20 protein-coding genes are annotated in these 18,742 nt (G+C 42.1%); all 20 read right to left on the bottom strand.

Annotation, left to right across the window (positions count from 1 at the left end; translation table 11 throughout):
- Nucleotides 1-11: 11 nt before the first annotated feature.
- Nucleotides 12-368: a 50S ribosomal protein L24 gene (gene rplX, locus PTI45_RS14710; RefSeq protein ID WP_069328362.1), complete on the bottom strand. Its 357-nt coding sequence runs from the start codon at nt 366-368 to the stop codon at nt 12-14.
- A 57-nt stretch (nt 369-425) separates the two neighbouring features.
- Entirely contained in the window at nt 426-794 is a 369-nt protein-coding gene (gene rplN / locus PTI45_RS14705; protein WP_069328361.1) for a 50S ribosomal protein L14, read from the bottom strand.
- 37 nt (nt 795-831) lie between these two features.
- Nucleotides 832-1,095: a 30S ribosomal protein S17 gene (rpsQ, locus tag PTI45_RS14700; protein WP_017815371.1), complete on the bottom strand. Its 264-nt coding sequence runs from the start codon at nt 1,093-1,095 to the stop codon at nt 832-834.
- 48 nt (nt 1,096-1,143) lie between these two features.
- The gene (gene rpmC / locus PTI45_RS14695; RefSeq protein WP_017815370.1) at nt 1,144-1,344 is read right to left on the bottom strand and encodes a 50S ribosomal protein L29; all 201 of its coding nucleotides are present in this window, start codon (nt 1,342-1,344) and stop codon (nt 1,144-1,146) included.
- Nucleotides 1,334-1,768 carry a 50S ribosomal protein L16 gene (gene rplP, locus PTI45_RS14690; RefSeq protein ID WP_069328360.1) on the bottom strand — a complete coding sequence of 145 codons (435 nt, stop codon included), beginning with the start codon at nt 1,766-1,768 and terminating at the stop codon, nt 1,334-1,336. Before rplP ends, rpmC begins: the two co-directional genes overlap by 11 nt.
- Nucleotides 1,769-1,770: 2 nt before the next feature.
- Nucleotides 1,771-2,436: a 30S ribosomal protein S3 gene (rpsC, locus tag PTI45_RS14685; RefSeq protein WP_069328359.1), complete on the bottom strand. Its 666-nt coding sequence runs from the start codon at nt 2,434-2,436 to the stop codon at nt 1,771-1,773.
- Nucleotides 2,437-2,456: 20 nt separating this feature from the next.
- Nucleotides 2,457-2,804 (bottom strand): 50S ribosomal protein L22, encoded by a 348-nt coding sequence (gene rplV / locus PTI45_RS14680; protein ID WP_069328358.1) that lies wholly within the window; start codon nt 2,802-2,804, stop codon nt 2,457-2,459.
- A 36-nt stretch (nt 2,805-2,840) separates the two neighbouring features.
- Nucleotides 2,841-3,119, bottom strand: a complete 279-nt coding sequence (gene rpsS / locus PTI45_RS14675) for a 30S ribosomal protein S19 (RefSeq protein WP_069328357.1) — start codon at nt 3,117-3,119, stop codon at nt 2,841-2,843.
- Nucleotides 3,120-3,181: 62 nt separating this feature from the next.
- Nucleotides 3,182-4,012, bottom strand: coding sequence for a 50S ribosomal protein L2 (gene rplB / locus PTI45_RS14670; RefSeq protein ID WP_069328356.1), 831 nt, complete (start codon nt 4,010-4,012; stop codon nt 3,182-3,184).
- 13 nt (nt 4,013-4,025) lie between these two features.
- Nucleotides 4,026-4,319, bottom strand: coding sequence for a 50S ribosomal protein L23 (gene rplW, locus PTI45_RS14665; protein ID WP_069328355.1), 294 nt, complete (start codon nt 4,317-4,319; stop codon nt 4,026-4,028).
- Nucleotides 4,319-4,942, bottom strand: a complete 624-nt coding sequence (gene rplD, locus PTI45_RS14660) for a 50S ribosomal protein L4 (RefSeq protein WP_069328354.1) — start codon at nt 4,940-4,942, stop codon at nt 4,319-4,321. Before rplD ends, rplW begins: the two co-directional genes overlap by 1 nt.
- 25 nt (nt 4,943-4,967) lie before the next feature.
- Entirely contained in the window at nt 4,968-5,591 is a 624-nt protein-coding gene (rplC, locus tag PTI45_RS14655; protein WP_069328353.1) for a 50S ribosomal protein L3, read from the bottom strand.
- A 44-nt stretch (nt 5,592-5,635) separates the two neighbouring features.
- Nucleotides 5,636-5,944 (bottom strand): 30S ribosomal protein S10, encoded by a 309-nt coding sequence (gene rpsJ / locus PTI45_RS14650; protein ID WP_028609655.1) that lies wholly within the window; start codon nt 5,942-5,944, stop codon nt 5,636-5,638.
- 329 nt (nt 5,945-6,273) lie between these two features.
- Nucleotides 6,274-7,464: an elongation factor Tu gene (gene tuf, locus PTI45_RS14645; RefSeq protein ID WP_069328352.1), complete on the bottom strand. Its 1,191-nt coding sequence runs from the start codon at nt 7,462-7,464 to the stop codon at nt 6,274-6,276.
- Nucleotides 7,465-7,576: 112 nt separating this feature from the next.
- The gene (fusA, locus tag PTI45_RS14640; protein ID WP_069328351.1) at nt 7,577-9,652 is read right to left on the bottom strand and encodes an elongation factor G; all 2,076 of its coding nucleotides are present in this window, start codon (nt 9,650-9,652) and stop codon (nt 7,577-7,579) included.
- 51 nt (nt 9,653-9,703) lie between these two features.
- Nucleotides 9,704-10,174: a 30S ribosomal protein S7 gene (gene rpsG, locus PTI45_RS14635; RefSeq protein ID WP_069328350.1), complete on the bottom strand. Its 471-nt coding sequence runs from the start codon at nt 10,172-10,174 to the stop codon at nt 9,704-9,706.
- A 49-nt stretch (nt 10,175-10,223) separates the two neighbouring features.
- Entirely contained in the window at nt 10,224-10,643 is a 420-nt protein-coding gene (gene rpsL, locus PTI45_RS14630; protein ID WP_069328349.1) for a 30S ribosomal protein S12, read from the bottom strand.
- A 138-nt stretch (nt 10,644-10,781) separates the two neighbouring features.
- Nucleotides 10,782-11,030 carry a ribosomal L7Ae/L30e/S12e/Gadd45 family protein gene (locus PTI45_RS14625; protein WP_069328348.1) on the bottom strand — a complete coding sequence of 83 codons (249 nt, stop codon included), beginning with the start codon at nt 11,028-11,030 and terminating at the stop codon, nt 10,782-10,784.
- Nucleotides 11,031-11,267: 237 nt separating this feature from the next.
- Complete coding sequence (gene rpoC / locus PTI45_RS14620; protein ID WP_069328347.1) at nt 11,268-14,882, bottom strand: DNA-directed RNA polymerase subunit beta'; 3,615 nt, start codon at nt 14,880-14,882, stop codon at nt 11,268-11,270.
- Between the two features lie 156 nt (nt 14,883-15,038).
- Nucleotides 15,039-18,587, bottom strand: a complete 3,549-nt coding sequence (gene rpoB / locus PTI45_RS14615; RefSeq protein ID WP_069328346.1) for a DNA-directed RNA polymerase subunit beta — start codon at nt 18,585-18,587, stop codon at nt 15,039-15,041.
- Nucleotides 18,588-18,742: the final 155 nt, after the last annotated feature.

The raw sequence follows: 18,742 nt of genomic DNA, 5'->3' as shown, positions 1-18,742 counted from the left end.
AACAATTAGTATTAGTCGATTGTTTCACCGGAGCGTTTAGCTACGCGAACTTTTTTGCCGTTATCCAATGTTTTGTAACCGATACGGGTTACTTTTTTTCCGTCCTTAGGATCAACGTGCATTACGTTCGAAACGTGGATCGGCGCTTCTTGCTCAACACGTCCTCCTTGCGGATTCAGTTGAGTTGGTTTTTGGTGTTTGGTGATCATATTCACGCCTTCAACCAACACGCGGTTTTCACGAGGATACGCTGCGATAACGCGACCTTTTTTACCTTTGTCTTTACCGCTGATTACAAGAACCGTATCATCTTTTTTCACGTGAAGTTTGTGGTTGTGAGATTCCAACACTTTTTTCACTTTCGCCATTTGTGTACACCTCCTATAACTCACTTCAGGCCATAGCCTTTATATCTTACAAATCGTTTAGATAACTTCCGGAGCCAAAGAAACGATTTTCATGAAGTCTTTATCACGCAATTCACGAGCAACTGGTCCAAAGATACGAGTACCACGAGGGCCTCTGTCATCTTTAACGACTACTGCTGCATTCTCATCAAATGCGATGTAAGATCCGTCTTTACGACGAACGGAACTCTTTGTACGAACGATTACCGCTCTTACAACATCACCCTTTTTGACAACGCCGCCTGGTGTTGCTTGTTTTACAGAACAAACGATCAAATCGCCGATTGCAGCTGTACGACGTCCAGTACCACCTAGTACGCGGATACACATAAGTTCTTTTGCGCCAGAGTTATCGGCTACAGCCAAACGTGTAAATGGTTGAATCATTGTTAGTTCCTCCTTCCAGACAGGTTTGCATCATTCATCAAATGATGATTGCTTCTTCTACTACTTCCACTAATCTCCAGTTTTTATCTTTAGATAATGGACGTGTCTCCATGATTTTAACAACATCACCAATTTTAGCAGTGTTATTTTCATCATGAGCCTTGAATTTTTTCGTATATTTAATACGTTTGTGATACAAGTCATGCTTTTTATAAGTTTCTACAGCAACAACGATGGTTTTATCCATTTTATCACTGACCACTTTGCCTACTTGTACTTTACGGGCATTGCGTTCGCTCATAGTTAATCTCCTTCCTAGCTGATAGCATTTAAGCTCTCAAATATTGGATTACGATGTGATTCCAAGTTCTCTTTCACGAACTACTGTTTTAGCACGTGCAATTTGTTTACGCACAGCGCTGATACGAGTAGGGTTATCCAATTGACCGGTAGCAAGTTGAAAGCGCAGGTTAAAGAGTTCCTCTTTAAAACCAGCAATCTTTTGCTCGATTTCAGCAGTGGTAAGGTTGCGCAATTCATTAGCTTTCATTTGCTTCACCACCCAATTCTTCACGTTTCACAAACTTAGTTTTTACAGGCAACTTGTGAGAAGCAAGACGCATAGCTTCACGCGCGATCTCTTCAGAAACACCTGCAAGTTCAAACATAATTTTACCTGGTTTAACAACGGCAACCCATTTTTCTACGTTACCTTTACCACTACCCATACGAACCTCAAGAGGCTTTTGAGTAATTGGCTTATCCGGGAAAATTTTAATCCATACTTTACCACCACGTTTGATATAACGAGTCATAGCAATACGAGCAGCTTCGATTTGACGGTTAGTGATCCAAGAAGGCTCAGTAGCTTGCAAACCGAATTCTCCGAAGTTCAATTCAGTACCGCCTTTAGCGCGACCTGACATGCTTCCGCGTTGTTGTTTACGGTGTTTTACACGTTTTGGTACCAACATGATTAGTTGCCTCCTTCCTGAGCAGCTTGTTTCTTAGCCGTAGGAAGAACCTCTCCACGATAAATCCATACTTTTACGCCAATACGACCATAAGTAGTATGCGCTTCTGCTGTACCATAGTCAATATCGGCACGAAGCGTATGAAGTGGAACAGTTCCTTCGCTGTAGCCTTCAGAACGGGCAATTTCAGCACCGCCAAGACGTCCGCTAACTGCTGTTTTAATTCCTTTAGCGCCTGAACGCATAGTTCTTTGAATTGCTTGTTTCAATGCACGACGGAAAGAAACACGACGTTCCAATTGTTGTGCAATACTTTCTGCAACTAGAATTGCATCAAGCTCTTGATTTTTGATTTCAGAAATGTTGATATGAACTTTTTTGCCACCAGCAATTTTAGTTACTTGTGTACGAAGAACTTCAACTTCTGAACCACCGCGTCCGATAACCATACCAGGTTTAGCTGTATGGATCGTTACGTTAACACGATTAGCCGCTCTCTCGATTTCGATATGAGAGACAGCAGACTCTTTAAGTTTGGTTTTAAGGTATTCACGGATTTTAACGTCTTCGATAAGAAGATCGCCAAAGTCTTTACCAGCATACCATTTAGATTCCCAATCACGGATAATACCTACACGTAATCCGACGGGATTTACTTTTTGGCCCACACGTTTTCCCTCCTTCTATCTTATTTTTCAGCTACCACCAAAGAAATATGGCTGGTGCGTTTGTTGATTTTACTTGCACGTCCCATTGCACGAGGGCGGAAACGTTTTAGTGTTGGTCCTTGGTTAACATAAACCTGAGAAATTACCAAGTTGTTAACATCAAAAGTCAACTCTTTTTCTGAGCTAATGAACTCAGCGTTGGCAATTGCGGAGTTAAGAAGCTTCTCAACAATTGGGGATGCGGATTTCGGCGTATGACGCAGAATCGCGATCGCTTCTCCAACTTGCTTACCGCGGATCAAGTCAACTACTAATTGAACTTTACGCGGAGCGATGCGTACAAACTTTGCGTGTGCTTTCGCTTGCATTGCGTGACCTCCTCTCTTACTTTAAATCCTTATATATTAACGTCTTGTTTTTCTGTCGTCATTAGCATGACCTTTGTACGTACGAGTTGGTGCGAACTCACCAAGCTTGTGTCCGACCATATCTTCCGTTACATATACCGGTACATGTTTGCGACCATCATAAACAGCGAATGTATGTCCGATAAATTGTGGGAAAATCGTCGAGCGACGGGACCAAGTTTTGATTACGACTTTTTTATCGTCTTCGTTCAATACTTCTACTTTTTTAAGCAAGTACCCGTCCACGAAAGGACCTTTTTTAAGACTACGGCTCATAGGTTGAATCCTCCCTTCATCTTTTCGTCACTTCACACTTTACAAGCATTCAAGCACAAATCTTACTTCGTGCGGCGGCGAATGATGTATTGATCGGAAGCCTTACCTTTTTTACGTGTTTTGTAACCAAGAGTAGGTTTACCCCATGGAGACATTGGAGATTTACGTCCGATTGGAGCTTTACCTTCACCACCACCGTGTGGGTGATCATTAGGGTTCATTACTACGCCTCGAACTTGTGGACGTTTGCCCAACCAGCGATTACGACCGGCTTTACCGATTTTAATCAATTCATGATCTTCATTACCAACTGATCCGATTGTAGCACGACATACTTTAAGTACGCGACGTACTTCACCAGAAGAAAGGCGAATGGAGACATATTTTTCTTCTTTACCAAGTAATTGAGCTTCCGTACCAGCTGCGCGAACGAGCTGACCACCTTTACCTGGTTTCAATTCGATATTGTGAATAACTGTACCAACTGGAATGTTTTCCAATGGAAGGCAGTTACCGATTTTGATATCAGATCCTACGCCAGAGAAAATTTGATCTCCAACTTTTAATCCTTTAGGAGCGATGATATAACGTTTCTCTCCATCAGCATAGTGGATCAGAGCAATGTTAGAAGTACGGTTAGGATCGTACTCGATTGTAGCAACGTTACCTGGTATTCCATCTTTAGTACGTTTGAAGTCAATAATACGGTATTTACGTTTGTGTCCGCCGCCATGGTGACGAACTGTAATTTTACCTTGGTTGTTGCGGCCTGCTCTTTTGAAAAGCGGAGCCAACAAAGATTTCTCCGGTTGGTTCGTTGTAATCTCTTCGAATGTAGAAACACTCATGTTACGACGAGCCGGGGATGTCGGTTTGTACTTTTTAATTGGCACTGTTTATTCCTCCTTACTCTACAGATTCAAAAAACTCAAGCGGTTTACTTTCTGGAGCCAAAGTTACGATAGCTTTCTTCCATTCGGAAGTGTAGCCGGAATGACGTCCATAACGTTTCGGTTTAGCAGGCATGCGAAGAGTGTTTACTTTAGACACTTTCACTTTGAAAATTTCTTCAATTGCCTTTTTAACTTCCGTTTTATTAGAACGAATGTCTACTTCGAAAGCATATTTCAGTTCACTCATGTACTCGGCAGTGCGCTCAGTAATTACCGGACGCTTAATAATATCACGAGGATCTTTCATTACGCGAACACCTCCTCTACCTTGTGAACTGCATCCTTAGTAAGGATCAGCTTATCGTACGTAAGTACGTCTAGAACATTAACGCCGTCAGCTGCAACGAATTTAACACCTGGGATGTTACGAGCAGATAGTGCAACATTATCATCATAACTAGGAGTTACGATTAATACTTTGCGATCTACTTTAAGGTTGTTTAAAATTGCTGCGAACTCTTTTGTTTTCGGTGCGCTAAAGCTTAGTGCATCCAAAACGATGATTTCGTTAGCTACTACTTTAGAAGACAAAGCAGATTTGATTGCTAAACGACGAACTTTCTTAGGCAGTTTGTAAGCATAGCTGCGTGGAGTCGGTCCAAATGCTACGCCGCCGCCTTTCCATTGTGGAGAACGAATAGAACCTTGACGCGCACGTCCTGTTCCTTTTTGTTTCCATGGTTTACGTCCACCACCACGAACTTCAGAGCGTCCTTTTACTTTGTGATTACCTTGACGAAGGGAAGCACGTTGCATAATGACTGCATCATGAAGCACATGAGTGTTAGGTTCGATACCGAATACGGAATCACTCAATTCAACTTCGCCAACTTGGCTACCGTCGATACTGTAAAGTGCTACTTTTGGCATTTCCTGTTCCTCCTTTCTTGATTGGTTATTTTTTAACCGTTTCTCTTACTTTTACATAACTATTTTTAGCACCAGGGATAGAGCCTTTAACGAGAATTACGTTACGTTCAGCATCTACTCTGATAACTTCGAGGCGTTGGATCGTTACTGTATCGTGACCCATGTGACCTGGCAGACGTTTACCTTTCGGTACACGGTTCGCTTGGATAGAACCCATTGAACCTGGTCTGCGATGATAACGGGAACCGTGAGACATTGGTCCGCGGCTTTGGCCCCAACGTTTGATAACGCCGGCAAAACCTTTACCTTTTGAAATACCCGTTACGTCAACGAACTCACCTTGAGCAAACAAGTCTGCTTTGAGTTCCTGGCCAACCTCGACATTTGCGAGGTCAACACCGCGAATTTCGCGAACGTAGCGCTTAGGCACAGTATTCGCTTTAGTAGCGTGTCCTGCTTCCGGTTTGTTAGATCTGCTTGCTTTTTTATCAGCAAAACCGATTTGTACCGCTTCGTATCCGTCATTTTCCAGGTCTTTCTTCTGCAGAACCACACATGGTCCAGCTTCGATAACCGTTACAGGAATTACGTTACCTTCCGCAGTAAAGACTTGAGTCATACCCAATTTTCTTCCTAAGATACCTTTCATGTTGACACCTCTTTTCATTTTACGTGTTACCACATCTATGTGGATTATAATTTAATTTCGATATCTACGCCAGACGGTAAGTCCAAACGCATCAATGCATCCACAGTTTGTGGAGTTGGGTTAACAATATCGATCAAACGTTTATGTGTACGTTGCTCGAATTGCTCACGAGAATCCTTGTATTTATGAACCGCACGAAGAACAGTAATAATCTGTTTTTCAGTAGGAAGCGGAATTGGTCCAGATACTCCTGCGCCAGAACGTTTAGCTGTTTCAACGATTTTCTCTGCGGATTGATCAAGAATTCTATGATCGTATGCTTTCAAACGAATACGAATTTTTTGCTTTGCCATTTTTAGTCCCTCCTTCTATCGCCCAATTTGGTATCGGACATACTCAGTGAAAATTTTCCGGCATACCGTCCATGGCAAAGGAGCCGGGTGTGTCGGTAACCTCTCACGTCATCGCAACGTCTCAGAACAACATTTATTATTGTATATGATAACAAACAGTTATGCAAGTCTTTTTTGAAACATTTACATAAAAAAATAAGACCTGTCTCCCTTATAAGGAAACAGGCCTCATTTGGTCTTTCGTTTACAGTACAATGTTGCTTCGTTACAGTACAATGTTGCTTATATTAAAATCTTCAAATCGTTTCCGATTCACAATGAAGATTTAATTATTTTTGGATAGATGCTACAGCGCCAGCGCCTACTGTACGTCCACCTTCGCGAATAGCGAAACGTGTACCTTCTTCAATCGCGATTGGATTGATTAGGGATACAGTAACAGTGATGTTATCACCAGGCATAACCATTTCAGTACCTTCTGGTAAAGAAATTACGCCAGTTACGTCAGTTGTACGGAAGTAGAACTGTGGACGGTAACCAGTGAAGAAAGGTTTGTGACGTCCGCCTTCTTCTTTAGTCAAAACGTATACTTGAGCAGTGAACTCAGTATGAGGTTTAACAGTACCTGGTTTAGAAAGTACTTGACCACGTTCGATTTGAGTACGTTCTACACCACGCAACAATGCGCCGATGTTGTCGCCCGCTTGTGCGGAATCCAACAATTTACGGAACATTTCTACGCCTGTAACAACGGATTTCTTAGTTTCTTCATGGATACCAACGATTTCGATCTCTTCGCCGACTTTAACAGTACCACGCTCAACACGACCAGTTGCAACTGTACCACGACCAGTGATCGAGAATACATCCTCAACAGGCATCAAGAAAGGTTTGTCAGTGTCGCGCTCTGGATCTGGAATGTAAGTATCGATTTCAGTAAACATGTCAACGATTTTTTGAGCCCATTCGCCATCAGGGTTAGCCAATGCTTCACGAGCAGATCCACGAGTGATTGGAGTATCGTCACCAGGGAACTCATATTCGTTAAGAAGGTCACGAACTTCCATTTCAACCAATTCCAAAAGCTCTTCGTCTTCAACCATGTCGCATTTGTTTAAGAATACAACGATGTAAGGTACGCCTACTTGACGAGACAACAAGATGTGCTCGCGAGTTTGTGGCATAGGACCGTCAGCTGCAGATACAACCAAGATCGCTCCGTCCATTTGTGCAGCACCAGTGATCATGTTTTTAACATAATCGGCGTGACCTGGGCAGTCAACGTGTGCATAGTGACGGTTAGGTGTTTCGTACTCAACGTGTGCAGTTGAGATTGTGATACCGCGTTCGCGCTCTTCTGGAGCTTTATCGATTTGATCAAATGCTACAGCAGCACCGCCGTAAGTTTTAGACAATACAGTTGTGATTGCAGCAGTCAAAGTTGTTTTACCATGATCGACGTGACCAATAGTTCCGATGTTAACGTGCGTTTTATTACGTTCAAATTTAGCCTTTGCCATGTTAAACGTTGCCTCCTTGAAGGTAGAGTTTTGTTTGTATTTTAGTTTGAAACGTACAGAGAGCAGTCATGCTACTTTCTGTACATCCCATAAGTGAAAACGGATTGAAAACTTAGCCGTTTGCTTTGGTACTGATTTCGTCAGCGATGCTCTTAGGTACTTCTTCATAATGAGAAAGTTCCATTGAGAATACACCGCGACCTTGTGTACCAGAACGAAGTGTTGTGGAATATCCAAACATTTCAGATAAAGGTACTTTTGCACGAATGATTTGAGTACCACCGCGTGAGTCCATACCTTCGATACGACCACGACGGGAGTTCAGCATACCCATAACATCACCCATGTATTCTTCAGGTACTGTTACTTCAACTTTCATAAGTGGCTCAAGCAATACAGGACGACATTTGTCTTTTGCAGCTTTAAGCGCCATAGATCCGGCAATTTTAAATGCCATTTCATTGGAATCGACATCATGATAAGATCCGTCTACTACTGTAGCTTTTACGTCTACAAGTGGGAAACCGGCGATAACACCGTTCTTCATTGCTTCTTCAATACCTTGCAATGCAGGACCAACATATTCTCTTGGTACGGAACCACCGACAACTTTACTTTCGAACTGGCTACCTGTACCTGCTTCCAATGGTTCGAACTCAACCCATACATGACCGTATTGACCACGACCACCGGATTGACGAACGAATTTACCTTCAACGCGAGCTGGTTGACGGAATGTTTCACGATAAGCAACCTGAGGTTTACCTACGTTAGTCTCCACTTTGAATTCGCGACGCATACGGTCAACGATAATTTCAAGGTGAAGCTCACCCATACCCGCCAAGATTGTTTGGCCAGTTTCTTCATCCGTATGAGCACGAAGAGTTGGATCTTCTTCAGTCAATTTGGACAAAGCAATACCCATTTTATCTTGGTCAGCTTTTGTTTTTGGTTCCACTGCAACTTCAATAACTGGGTCAGGGAAATTCATGGATTCTAAGATAACAGTATCTTTTTCATCACATAGTGTATCACCTGTACCTGTATCTTTCAAACCAACAGCTGCTGCAATATCACCAGCGAAAACTTCGCTGATTTCTTGACGAGCGTTAGCATGCATTTGCAGGATACGACCAATACGTTCACGTTTGCCTTTAGTAGCATTTAGAACGTAAGAACCGGATTGCAATACGCCAGAATATACGCGGAAGAACGTAAGTTTACCCACGTAAGGGTCTGTCATAATTTTGAACGCTAGTGCAGAAAATGGCTCTTCATCAGAAGAATGACGAATTGCCTCTGTGCCGTCTTCGTGCAAACCTTTAATTGCCGGAACATCCGTAGGAGCCGGAAGGTAGTCGATAACAGCATCCAACATAGGTTGAACACCTTTGTTACGGTAAGAAGAACCACAGATTACTGGGAAGATTTTAACGTCACAAACACCTTTACGTAGAGCAGCCTTAATCTCAGCGATTGTTGGCTCTTCTCCTTCAAGATATTTCATCATTAGATCTTCATCTAGTTCTGCAACTCTTTCGATCAAGTCAGCACGCAGTTCTTCAACTGTTGCTTTAAGATCTTCTGGAATTTCGATAGATACTGGATCGCGTCCAAGATCATCTTGATATTCGATAGCTGTTTGCTCGATGATATCGATAATACCAACGAAGTCATTCTCTGCGCCGATCGGCAATTGAATCGCTACTGCGTTCGCTTGCAGACGTTCACGCATGTCTTTAACAACGTTAAGGTAGTCAGCACCAATAATATCCATTTTATTAACATATGCTATACGAGGTACACCATAACGATCTGCTTGTCTCCAAACAGTCTCGGATTGTGGTTCTACACCCTCTTTTGCACTAAATACGCCTACTGCTCCGTCCAATACACGCAGGGAACGTTCAACTTCAACTGTAAAGTCAACGTGACCTGGAGTATCAATGATATTAACGCGGTAGCCTCTCCACTGAGCCGTAGTAGCTGCGGATGTAATAGTGATTCCGCGCTCTTGCTCTTGCTCCATCCAGTCCATTGTAGCAGCGCCTTCGTGAACTTCACCGATTTTGTGCGTACGGCCTGTATAGAACAAGATACGTTCTGTAGTGGTAGTTTTACCAGCATCGATATGAGCCATGATACCAATATTACGTGTATTTTCTAAGGAGAACTCTCTTTTTGCCATGAATGGGTGCTCCCTTCAAAAATATCAATTTTTGAAATAAAGGCTTTGATCCTACCAGCGGTAGTGAGCGAATGCTTTATTCGCTTCAGCCATTTTGTGTGTATCTTCGCGTTTTTTCACTGCTGCGCCTGTGTTGTTAGAAGCATCAATGATTTCAGCTGCTAAACGTTCTTCCATTGTTTTCTCTCCGCGGCTACGTGAATAATTCACTAACCAACGAAGTCCCAATGTAGTACGTCTTTCAGGTTTAACTTCGATCGGAACTTGATAGTTAGCGCCACCTACACGGCGAGCTTTAACTTCGAGGACCGGCATAATGTTCTTGATTGCCGCCTCAAATACTTCCATAGGATCGTTACCTGTACGTTCTTGAATCAATTTAAAAGAATTGTAAAGGATGCTTTGAGCAACCCCACGTTTTCCGTCGACCATAATGCGGTTGATCAAACGTGTAACCAACTTGCTGTTATACATAGGATCTGGCAATACGTCTCTTTTCATTACTGGACCTTTTCTTGGCATGGTTATCCCCCTTCCTTAGATATAAAGCGCAGTGATCTGCGCTACTGGATTATTTTTTTTCTTTCGGACGTTTTGTACCGTATTTAGAACGTGATTGCATACGATTGTTTACGCCTGCTGTATCCAAAGCACCACGAACGATATGATAACGAACCCCTGGTAAATCTTTAACCCGTCCACCGCGGATAAGTACCACGCTGTGTTCTTGAAGGTTATGACCGATACCTGGAATGTAAGCAGTAACCTCGATACGGTTCGTTAAACGAACACGAGCATACTTACGAAGTGCGGAGTTCGGTTTTTTTGGAGTCATAGTACCTACACGAGTACATACACCACGTTTTTGTGGAGCGCTAATGTTCGTCTCTTGACGTTTCAAAGCATTATACCCTTTTTGAAGTGCAGGTGATTTTGATTTCTCAATTTTAGCTTGACGTCCTTTACGGACTAATTGATTAATAGTTGGCATTGTGTTGCCACCCCCTTCCCATATTTGTAGTTCCAATATAAACCATATCTTAAGTCCACAGACCCAGGTGGTTCATAAAAGAACAAATGAAAAGTCCTTGCCTGCCACTCACGACCAGCAAAAACATTCCTGATTGCATTATTTAAGGACAACGGCCATAGCAGTTCCCACTTCGATTCCGCAAGCTTTGCCCAATTCTTTCATTGTATCCACATATGTGATCTTAACAGAATGAGTCGAGCATAATTGAACGATTTTCGAGATGAGATGATTTTCCGCATCCTGCGCAACATAGACTTCTTCAGCTTGACCCGTCTCGACCATCCGCATTGTCTGCTTTGTGCCTACTTTGATCCGGGCATCCTTTAATCCTTTGTCATTAGTCATCTTCCGATTTCCTCCAAAAGATCAGGGATCAGCATGCTATTCACGCACCTTTGCTATAGTACCATTAGCTAAAGGATACTGTCAATAGATAACTATAATTCTATTTCATAAATAATCATTATATTTCTTTGACTTCACCCATTAAACAGCAGCTAGAACTGAATAACATCAACTGTTGTTCAGTTCAGCCGCTTATTTATGAGTAATATAAGATTACATTATAACGAGATTAACAAATTACTCAACAGTTACCGTTTCAAGACCAGGTTTCTTGGCTTCAAACTTTTCTGCATCTTCAAATTTAACGCTACGATAACGGTTCATCCCTGTACCAGCTGGAATCAACTTACCGATAATAACGTTCTCTTTAAGACCAAGTAATTTATCGACTTTACCTTTGATCGCTGCATCTGTCAGGACACGAGTTGTTTCCTGGAAGGATGCCGCAGACAAGAAGGAATCAGTTTCCAGAGATGCTTTAGTAATACCAAGCAATACTGGTTTAGCAACTGCTGGCTCTTTGTCAGCCATGATTGCTACTCTGTTCGCATTCTCATATTCGTACATATCAACAAATGAACCTGGCAACAATGTTGTTTCACCAGCATCGATGATACGGATTTTACGTAACATCTGTCTGATCATAACTTCAACGTGCTTATCATTGATTTCTACACCCTGGTTACGATATACGCGTTGTACTTCTTGCAGGATATAGTTCTGTACGCCACGGATACCTTTGATACGTAGCATTTCTTTAGGGTCAATCGAACCATCTGTTAGTTCATCCCCAGCTTCGATTTCCATACCTTCTTTAACTCTTAGGCGGGAACCGTAAGTTACAGGGTAAACTTTAGTCTCTGCTTCACCTTCAACCTCGATTTCACGACGGTCTTTAGTTTCACGGATTTCTTTAACCACACCATCAATTTCACTGATAATTGCTTGACCTTTAGGATTACGCGCTTCGAAAAGCTCTTGAATACGCGGCAAACCTTGAGTAATATCGTCCCCTGCAACACCACCAGTATGGAACGTACGCATTGTAAGCTGTGTTCCTGGTTCACCGATAGATTGTGCTGCAATAATACCAACTGCTTCACCAATCTCAACGTGTTTACCAGTAGCAAGGTTACGACCGTAACATGTTTTACATACTCCGTGTTTTGCACGACAACTTAATACTGAACGGATTTGAAGTTTTTCAACTCCAGCTTCAACGATCGCTTCAGCTTTATCCGAATCTAGCAATTCGTTACGACGAGCAAGAATCTCACCTGTTTTTGGATGACGAACAGTTTCGAAGCAATAACGACCTTCTAAACGATCATAAAGATCTTCGATAACTTCTTTGCCATCTTGAATACGGCTTACAGTGAAACCTTTATCTGTTCCACAATCTTCTTCACGTACGATTACATCTTGTGCTACGTCAACTAGACGACGAGTTAGGTAACCTGAGTCAGCAGTACGAAGTGCTGTATCCGCCAAACCTTTACGCGCTCCGTGAGTAGAAAGGAAGTATTCTAATACTGTCAGACCTTCACGGAAATTCGATTTAATTGGAAGTTCGATGATACGACCCGATGGATTCGCCATCAGACCGCGCATACCACCAAGCTGAGTGATCTGCGATTTGTTACCACGAGCTTTGGAGTCAACCATAAGCATAATAGAGTTATAGCGATCCATTGATTTCATAAGGACTTCAGTAATATCATCCTTCGTACGAGACCAGATCTCAATAACACGATCATAACGCTCTTCATTCGTAATCAAACCACGACGGTATTGATTCGTAATAACAGCAACTTTTTTATCAGACTCATCCAAGATTCCTTGTTTTTCAACAGGAACAATAACGTCAGATACACCAACAGTAATACCTGCACGCGTAGAATAAGTGAATCCAAGTTGCTTGATTTTATCCAAAATAATAGATGTTAATGTTGTATGGTAGATTTCAAAACAACGAGCGATAATTGAACCTAAATACTCTTTACCGATAGCGCCTGTTTGAGGAACACTACTAATAAATTCACGGATATTCACACCTTTATCATAGATAAAGTAATGATCCGGTGTACCTTGGAACAAGTTACGACGCGTTGGCTCATTAATGTAAGGGAATGATTCAGGGAAAATCTCGTTAAAGATAATTCGTCCGATAGTTGTTACCATCATTCCTGTTTGTTGCTTCTCTGTAAAGCTTGTTTTGTTCAAAGCTTTAACAGGGATCGCTACACGAGCATGCAATGAAGCAACGCCACGTTGGTAACCCGATACTGCTTCGTTCACTGTACGTAAAATCATACCTGAACCTTTAGCTTCATCATTATCCATAGTTAGATAGAATGAGCCCAAGACCATATCCTGTGAAGGAGTAACAACTGGTTTACCATCTTTAGGGTTCAAAATGTTACCAGATGCAAGCATCAAGATACGTGCTTCCGCTTGCGCTTCAGCAGACAATGGAACGTGAACCGCCATTTGGTCACCATCAAAGTCAGCATTATATGCTGTACATACGAGTGGGTGAAGACGAATTGCACGTCCTTCAACCAAAATAGGTTCAAATGCTTGAATACCAAGTCTATGCAGAGTAGGTGCACGGTTTAGAAGAACTGGATGTTCTTTAATAACTTCTTCAAGTACATCCCATACTTCTGGACTTACACGTTCTACTTTGCGTTTTGCGCTCTTGATATTATGAGCAAGACCTTTGTTAACCAATTCTTTCATAACGAAAGGTTTGAATAACTCTAGTGCCATCTCTTTTGGAAGACCACATTGGTACATTTTCAAGTAAGGACCTACAACGATAACCGAACGACCAGAATAATCGACACGTTTACCTAGTAAGTTCTGACGGAAACGTCCTTGTTTACCTTTTAGCATATGACTAAGAGATTTCAATGGACGGTTACCTGGTCCTGTTACTGGGCGACCACGACGACCATTATCAATAAGAGCATCGACAGCTTCTTGAAGCATACGTTTCTCATTTTGTACGATAATGTCAGGTGCACCTAGATCCAATAGACGTTTAAGACGGTTGTTACGGTTAATTACACGACGATACAAATCATTCAAGTCAGACGTCGCAAAACGTCCACCATCCAACTGTACCATCGGACGAAGTTCTGGAGGGATAACTGGCAATACATCCATGATCATCCAATCAGGGAAGTTACCAGAGTTACGGAATGCTTCGATAACTTCAAGGCGTTTAATCGCACGATTACGACGTTGACCTTGAGCTGTACGTAGCTCTTCACGTAAAAATTCTAGTTCTTTATCAATATCAAGGTCTTGAAGCAATCGTTTAATCGCTTCTGCACCCATACCTGCATGGAAACCATGACCGTATTTTTCACGGTAGCTACGGTATTCTTTTTCAGATAAAAGTTGTTTTTTCTCCAGCGGTGTCTCACCTGGATCTGTTACAACATAAGATGCGAAGTAGATTACTTCTTCCAAAGAACGTGGAGACATATCAAGTGCTAGACCCATACGGCTTGGAATACCTTTGAAATACCAAATGTGAGATACAGGAGCTGCAAGCTCAATGTGTCCCATACGTTCGCGACGTACTTTAGCGCGTGTTACTTCAACGCCGCAGCGATCGCAGACTACGCCTTTGTAACGTACACGTTTGTATTTACCGCAGTGGCATTCCCAGTCTTTGGTTGGTCCAAAAATACGTTCACAGAACAACCCGTCTTTCTCTGGTTTAAGCGTACGATAGTTGATTGTCTCCGGTTTTTTAACTTCTCCGCGGGACCAAGAACGAATTTTGTCTGGGGAAGCTAGCCCAATTTTCATAAATTCGAAATTGTTAACGTCTATCAAAAGACACCCCTCCTAAGGCCAAATCCTGTTTATTGTCATTCTTATCAAAAACTGTATGAATTCCCATATACCCTCTCATCAATAAGGGATAGACCGGGATAAATCTCCGGTCTATCTTCATTGTTAGATCACATAGGGAATGTGTAGTGGCAATAGTTACTCGGCTCCGACTTCAGAACCTTCTAGATTAAGACTGAGCTTATCGTTCGTGCTCGCCTCTTCTTCATCATCCAATTCTCGCATTTCGATCTCATTCTCATTTTCATTGAGAATTTTGACGTCCATACCCAAACTTTGCAATTCTTTGATTAGAACTTTGAATGACTCAGGAACACCTGGTTCAGGAACATTCTCGCCTTTAACGATGGATTCGTATGTTTTCACACGACCAACGACATCATCAGATTTGACTGTAAGGATTTCTTGTAGGGTGTAAGCAGCACCATAAGCTTCAAGTGCCCATACTTCCATCTCCCCGAAACGCTGTCCACCAAATTGAGCTTTACCACCCAACGGCTGTTGCGTAACCAAAGAGTAAGGACCTGTAGAACGAGCATGGATTTTATCATCAACCATGTGTGCCAGCTTGATCATATGCATGACACCAACAGTTACTTCACGTTCAAATTCTTCACCGGTTCTACCATCATAAAGGATCGTTTTACCGTTACGTTGCATACCTGCTTCTTCCATCGTATCAAATACATCATACTCTTTTGCTCCATCAAATACTGGTGTAGCAACATGAATACCAAGTTTCATAGAAGCCATACCTAAATGGACTTCAAGAATCTGACCGATGTTCATACGGGAAGGTACACCTAGTGGATTCAATACAACTTGTACTGGAGTACCATCAGGCATAAACGGCATATCTTCTTCCGGCAAAATACGTGCTACAACACCTTTGTTACCATGTCGTCCCGCCATTTTATCGCCTTCAGAGATTTTACGTTTTTGCGCAATATATGCACGTACCAAGTGATTAACACCTGGTGGCAACTCATCGCCATTTTCTCTAGTGAATACTTTAACGTCCACAACAATACCATCAGTACCATGCGGTACACGAAGACTAGTGTCACGAACTTCACGAGCTTTTTCACCAAAGATAGCGTGCAGAAGGCGTTCTTCAGCAGTTAGTTCAGTTACACCTTTAGGTGTTACTTTACCAACAAGAATATCACCAGCAGCAATTTCAGCACCGATACGAATAATTCCGCGTTCGTCAAGATTTTTGAGTGCTTCTTCACCAACGTTAGGAATATCACGTGTGATTTCTTCAGGTCCAAGTTTAGTGTCACGAGCTTCAGATTCGTATTCCTCGATATGAATCGAAGTGTATACATCCTCCTTAACAAGTTTTTCACTCAATAGGATCGCATCTTCATAGTTGTAACCTTCCCAAGTCATGAAGGCAACGACTACGTTACGTCCTAAAGCAATCTCGCCCATCTCAGTCGAAGGACCGTCAGCAAGGATATCTCCTTTTTGAACGTAATCGCCTGTTTTAACGATAGGACGTTGATTAATACAAGTTCCCTGATTCGATCTCATAAATTTGTGTAATTTATGTTTAACAAGATCGCCTTTTACTTCTTTGCCATCTACGAGTTCAATACGACGTACTGTAATCTCGTTAGCAGTAGAACGTTCAACGATTCCGTCATGTTTACTTACGATACAAACGCCTGAATCTTTTGCTGCTTTATGCTCCATACCAGTACCAACAAGTGGTGCTTTAGGAATAAGCAAAGGAACCGCCTGACGCTGCATGTTAGAACCCATCAATGCACGGTTGGAGTCATCATTTTCCAAGAAAGGAATCAATGCTGTTGCTACAGACACAACCTGTTTAGGGGATACGTCCATATAATCAACACGTTCATTTGGCATTGGTAAAATGTTATCCGCTTGTTTGTTATAACGAACGATAACCATTTCGTCAGTGAAAGATCCGTCTTCATTCAACGCTGCATTCGCCTGAGCAACAACATAGTTATCTTCTTCATCAGCAGTCAAATAATCAATTTGATCTGTAACACGATTTGTCTTAGGATCTACACGACGGTATGGAGCTTCAATAAAGCCATACTCATTGATACGTGCAAATGTAGACAAGGAGTTAATCAAACCGATATTCGGTCCCTCTGGAGTCTCGATCGGACACATACGGCCATAGTGACTGTGATGGACGTCACGAACTTCAAAGCCTGCACGTTCACGAGTCAAACCGCCGGGTCCCAAAGCAGATAAACGACGTTTGTGCGTCAATTCACCCAATGGGTTCGTTTGGTCCATAAACTGTGAAAGCTGGGAGCTACCGAAGAACTCTTTAATCGATGCAATAACAGGACGTATATTGATCAAAGCTTGTGGTGTAATGACGTTAGCATCTTGAATAGACATTCTTTCACGAACCACACGTTCCATACGGGACAAACCGATACGGAATTGGTTTTGTAAAAGTTCACCTACAGAGCGCAAACGACGGTTACCCAAGTGATCGATATCATCTGTATCGCCAATACCGTTCAACAAGTTCAAGAAATAACTGATTGAAGCGATAATGTCAGCTGGAGTAATATTTTTAACTGTTTTATCAATAATTCCGTTCGCAATCAAAGTCACAACTTTACCATCTTCGATTGGAGAGAATACATTGATGCTTTGCATTGGGATATCATTATCATCCAATACGCCGCCAGCTACGTGATATGTTTTATGATTCAAATCGCCTTCCAAATACGGCATGATTTCGTCTAAAAGACGACGGTCTACCATTTGTCCAGCTTCAGCAATAATTTCACCAGTATCCGTATCAATTAGCGTCTCAGCCAAACGTTGGTTGAAAAGACGGTTTTTGATATGGAGTTTTTTGTTGATTTTGTAACGACCTACGTTTGCAAGATCATAGCGTTTTGGATCAAAGAAACGCGCTACTAACAAGCTCTTCGCATTGTCGAGAGTTGGTGGTTCACCTGGACGAAGACGCTCATAAATTTCAATCAGCGCTTTGTCTGTAGAATCCGTGTTATCTTTATCTAAAGTATTGCGGATATATTCATCGTTACCAAGTAGGTCTAGGATTTCAGCATCTGTACCGAATCCAAGTGCACGCAATAGTACTGTAACTGGAATCTTACGAGTACGGTCAATACGAACATAAATGATATCCTTAGCATCCATTTCAAGTTCAAGCCATGCGCCACGGTTAGGAATAACTGTAGCAGTATATGATGTTTTACCATTCTTATCGACTTTAGTGCTGAAATAGACGCTGGGAGAGCGAACCAACTGGCTGACAATAACCCGTTCTGCACCATTAATAACAAAGGTACCGGTTTCCGTCATCAACGGGAAATCACCCATAAATACTTCCTGCTCTTTGACTTCACCCGTTTCTCTGTTGATAAGACGGACTTTTACCCGAAGTGGAGCAGAATAAGTAACGTCACGCTCTTTTGCGTCGTCTACTGTATATTTCGGCTCACCAAGGCTGTAATCGATGAACTCGAGAACCAAATTGCCTGTAAAATCTTGGATTGGCGAGATATCGTGAAACATTTCGCGCAAACCTTCTTCCAAAAACCACTGATATGATTTCTGTTGGATTTCGATCAGGTTAGGTACTTCAAGAACTTCGTTAATTCGTGCATAACTTCGCCGAGTGCGTCGACCATATTGAACAAGATGTCCTGCCAACTTAAACTCACCCCTTAATGTCTACTCGCTTAAAAATTTCATTGCGAACTACTGTTTGGATCACGTATAATAGGTGCATACATAGAAGTTCACATCCATAAAATAGAGAAAAGCCCTTATCGAATACTTTCGAAAAAAGAGCAGCATCAACTACC

It is taken from the genome of Paenibacillus nuruki (genome assembly GCF_001721045.1).
GTDB lineage: Bacteria > Bacillota > Bacilli > Paenibacillales > Paenibacillaceae > Saccharibacillus > Saccharibacillus nuruki.
The sequence above is the reverse complement of the archived record's forward strand: the minus strand, read 5'-3'. Positions and strand labels throughout refer to the sequence as shown.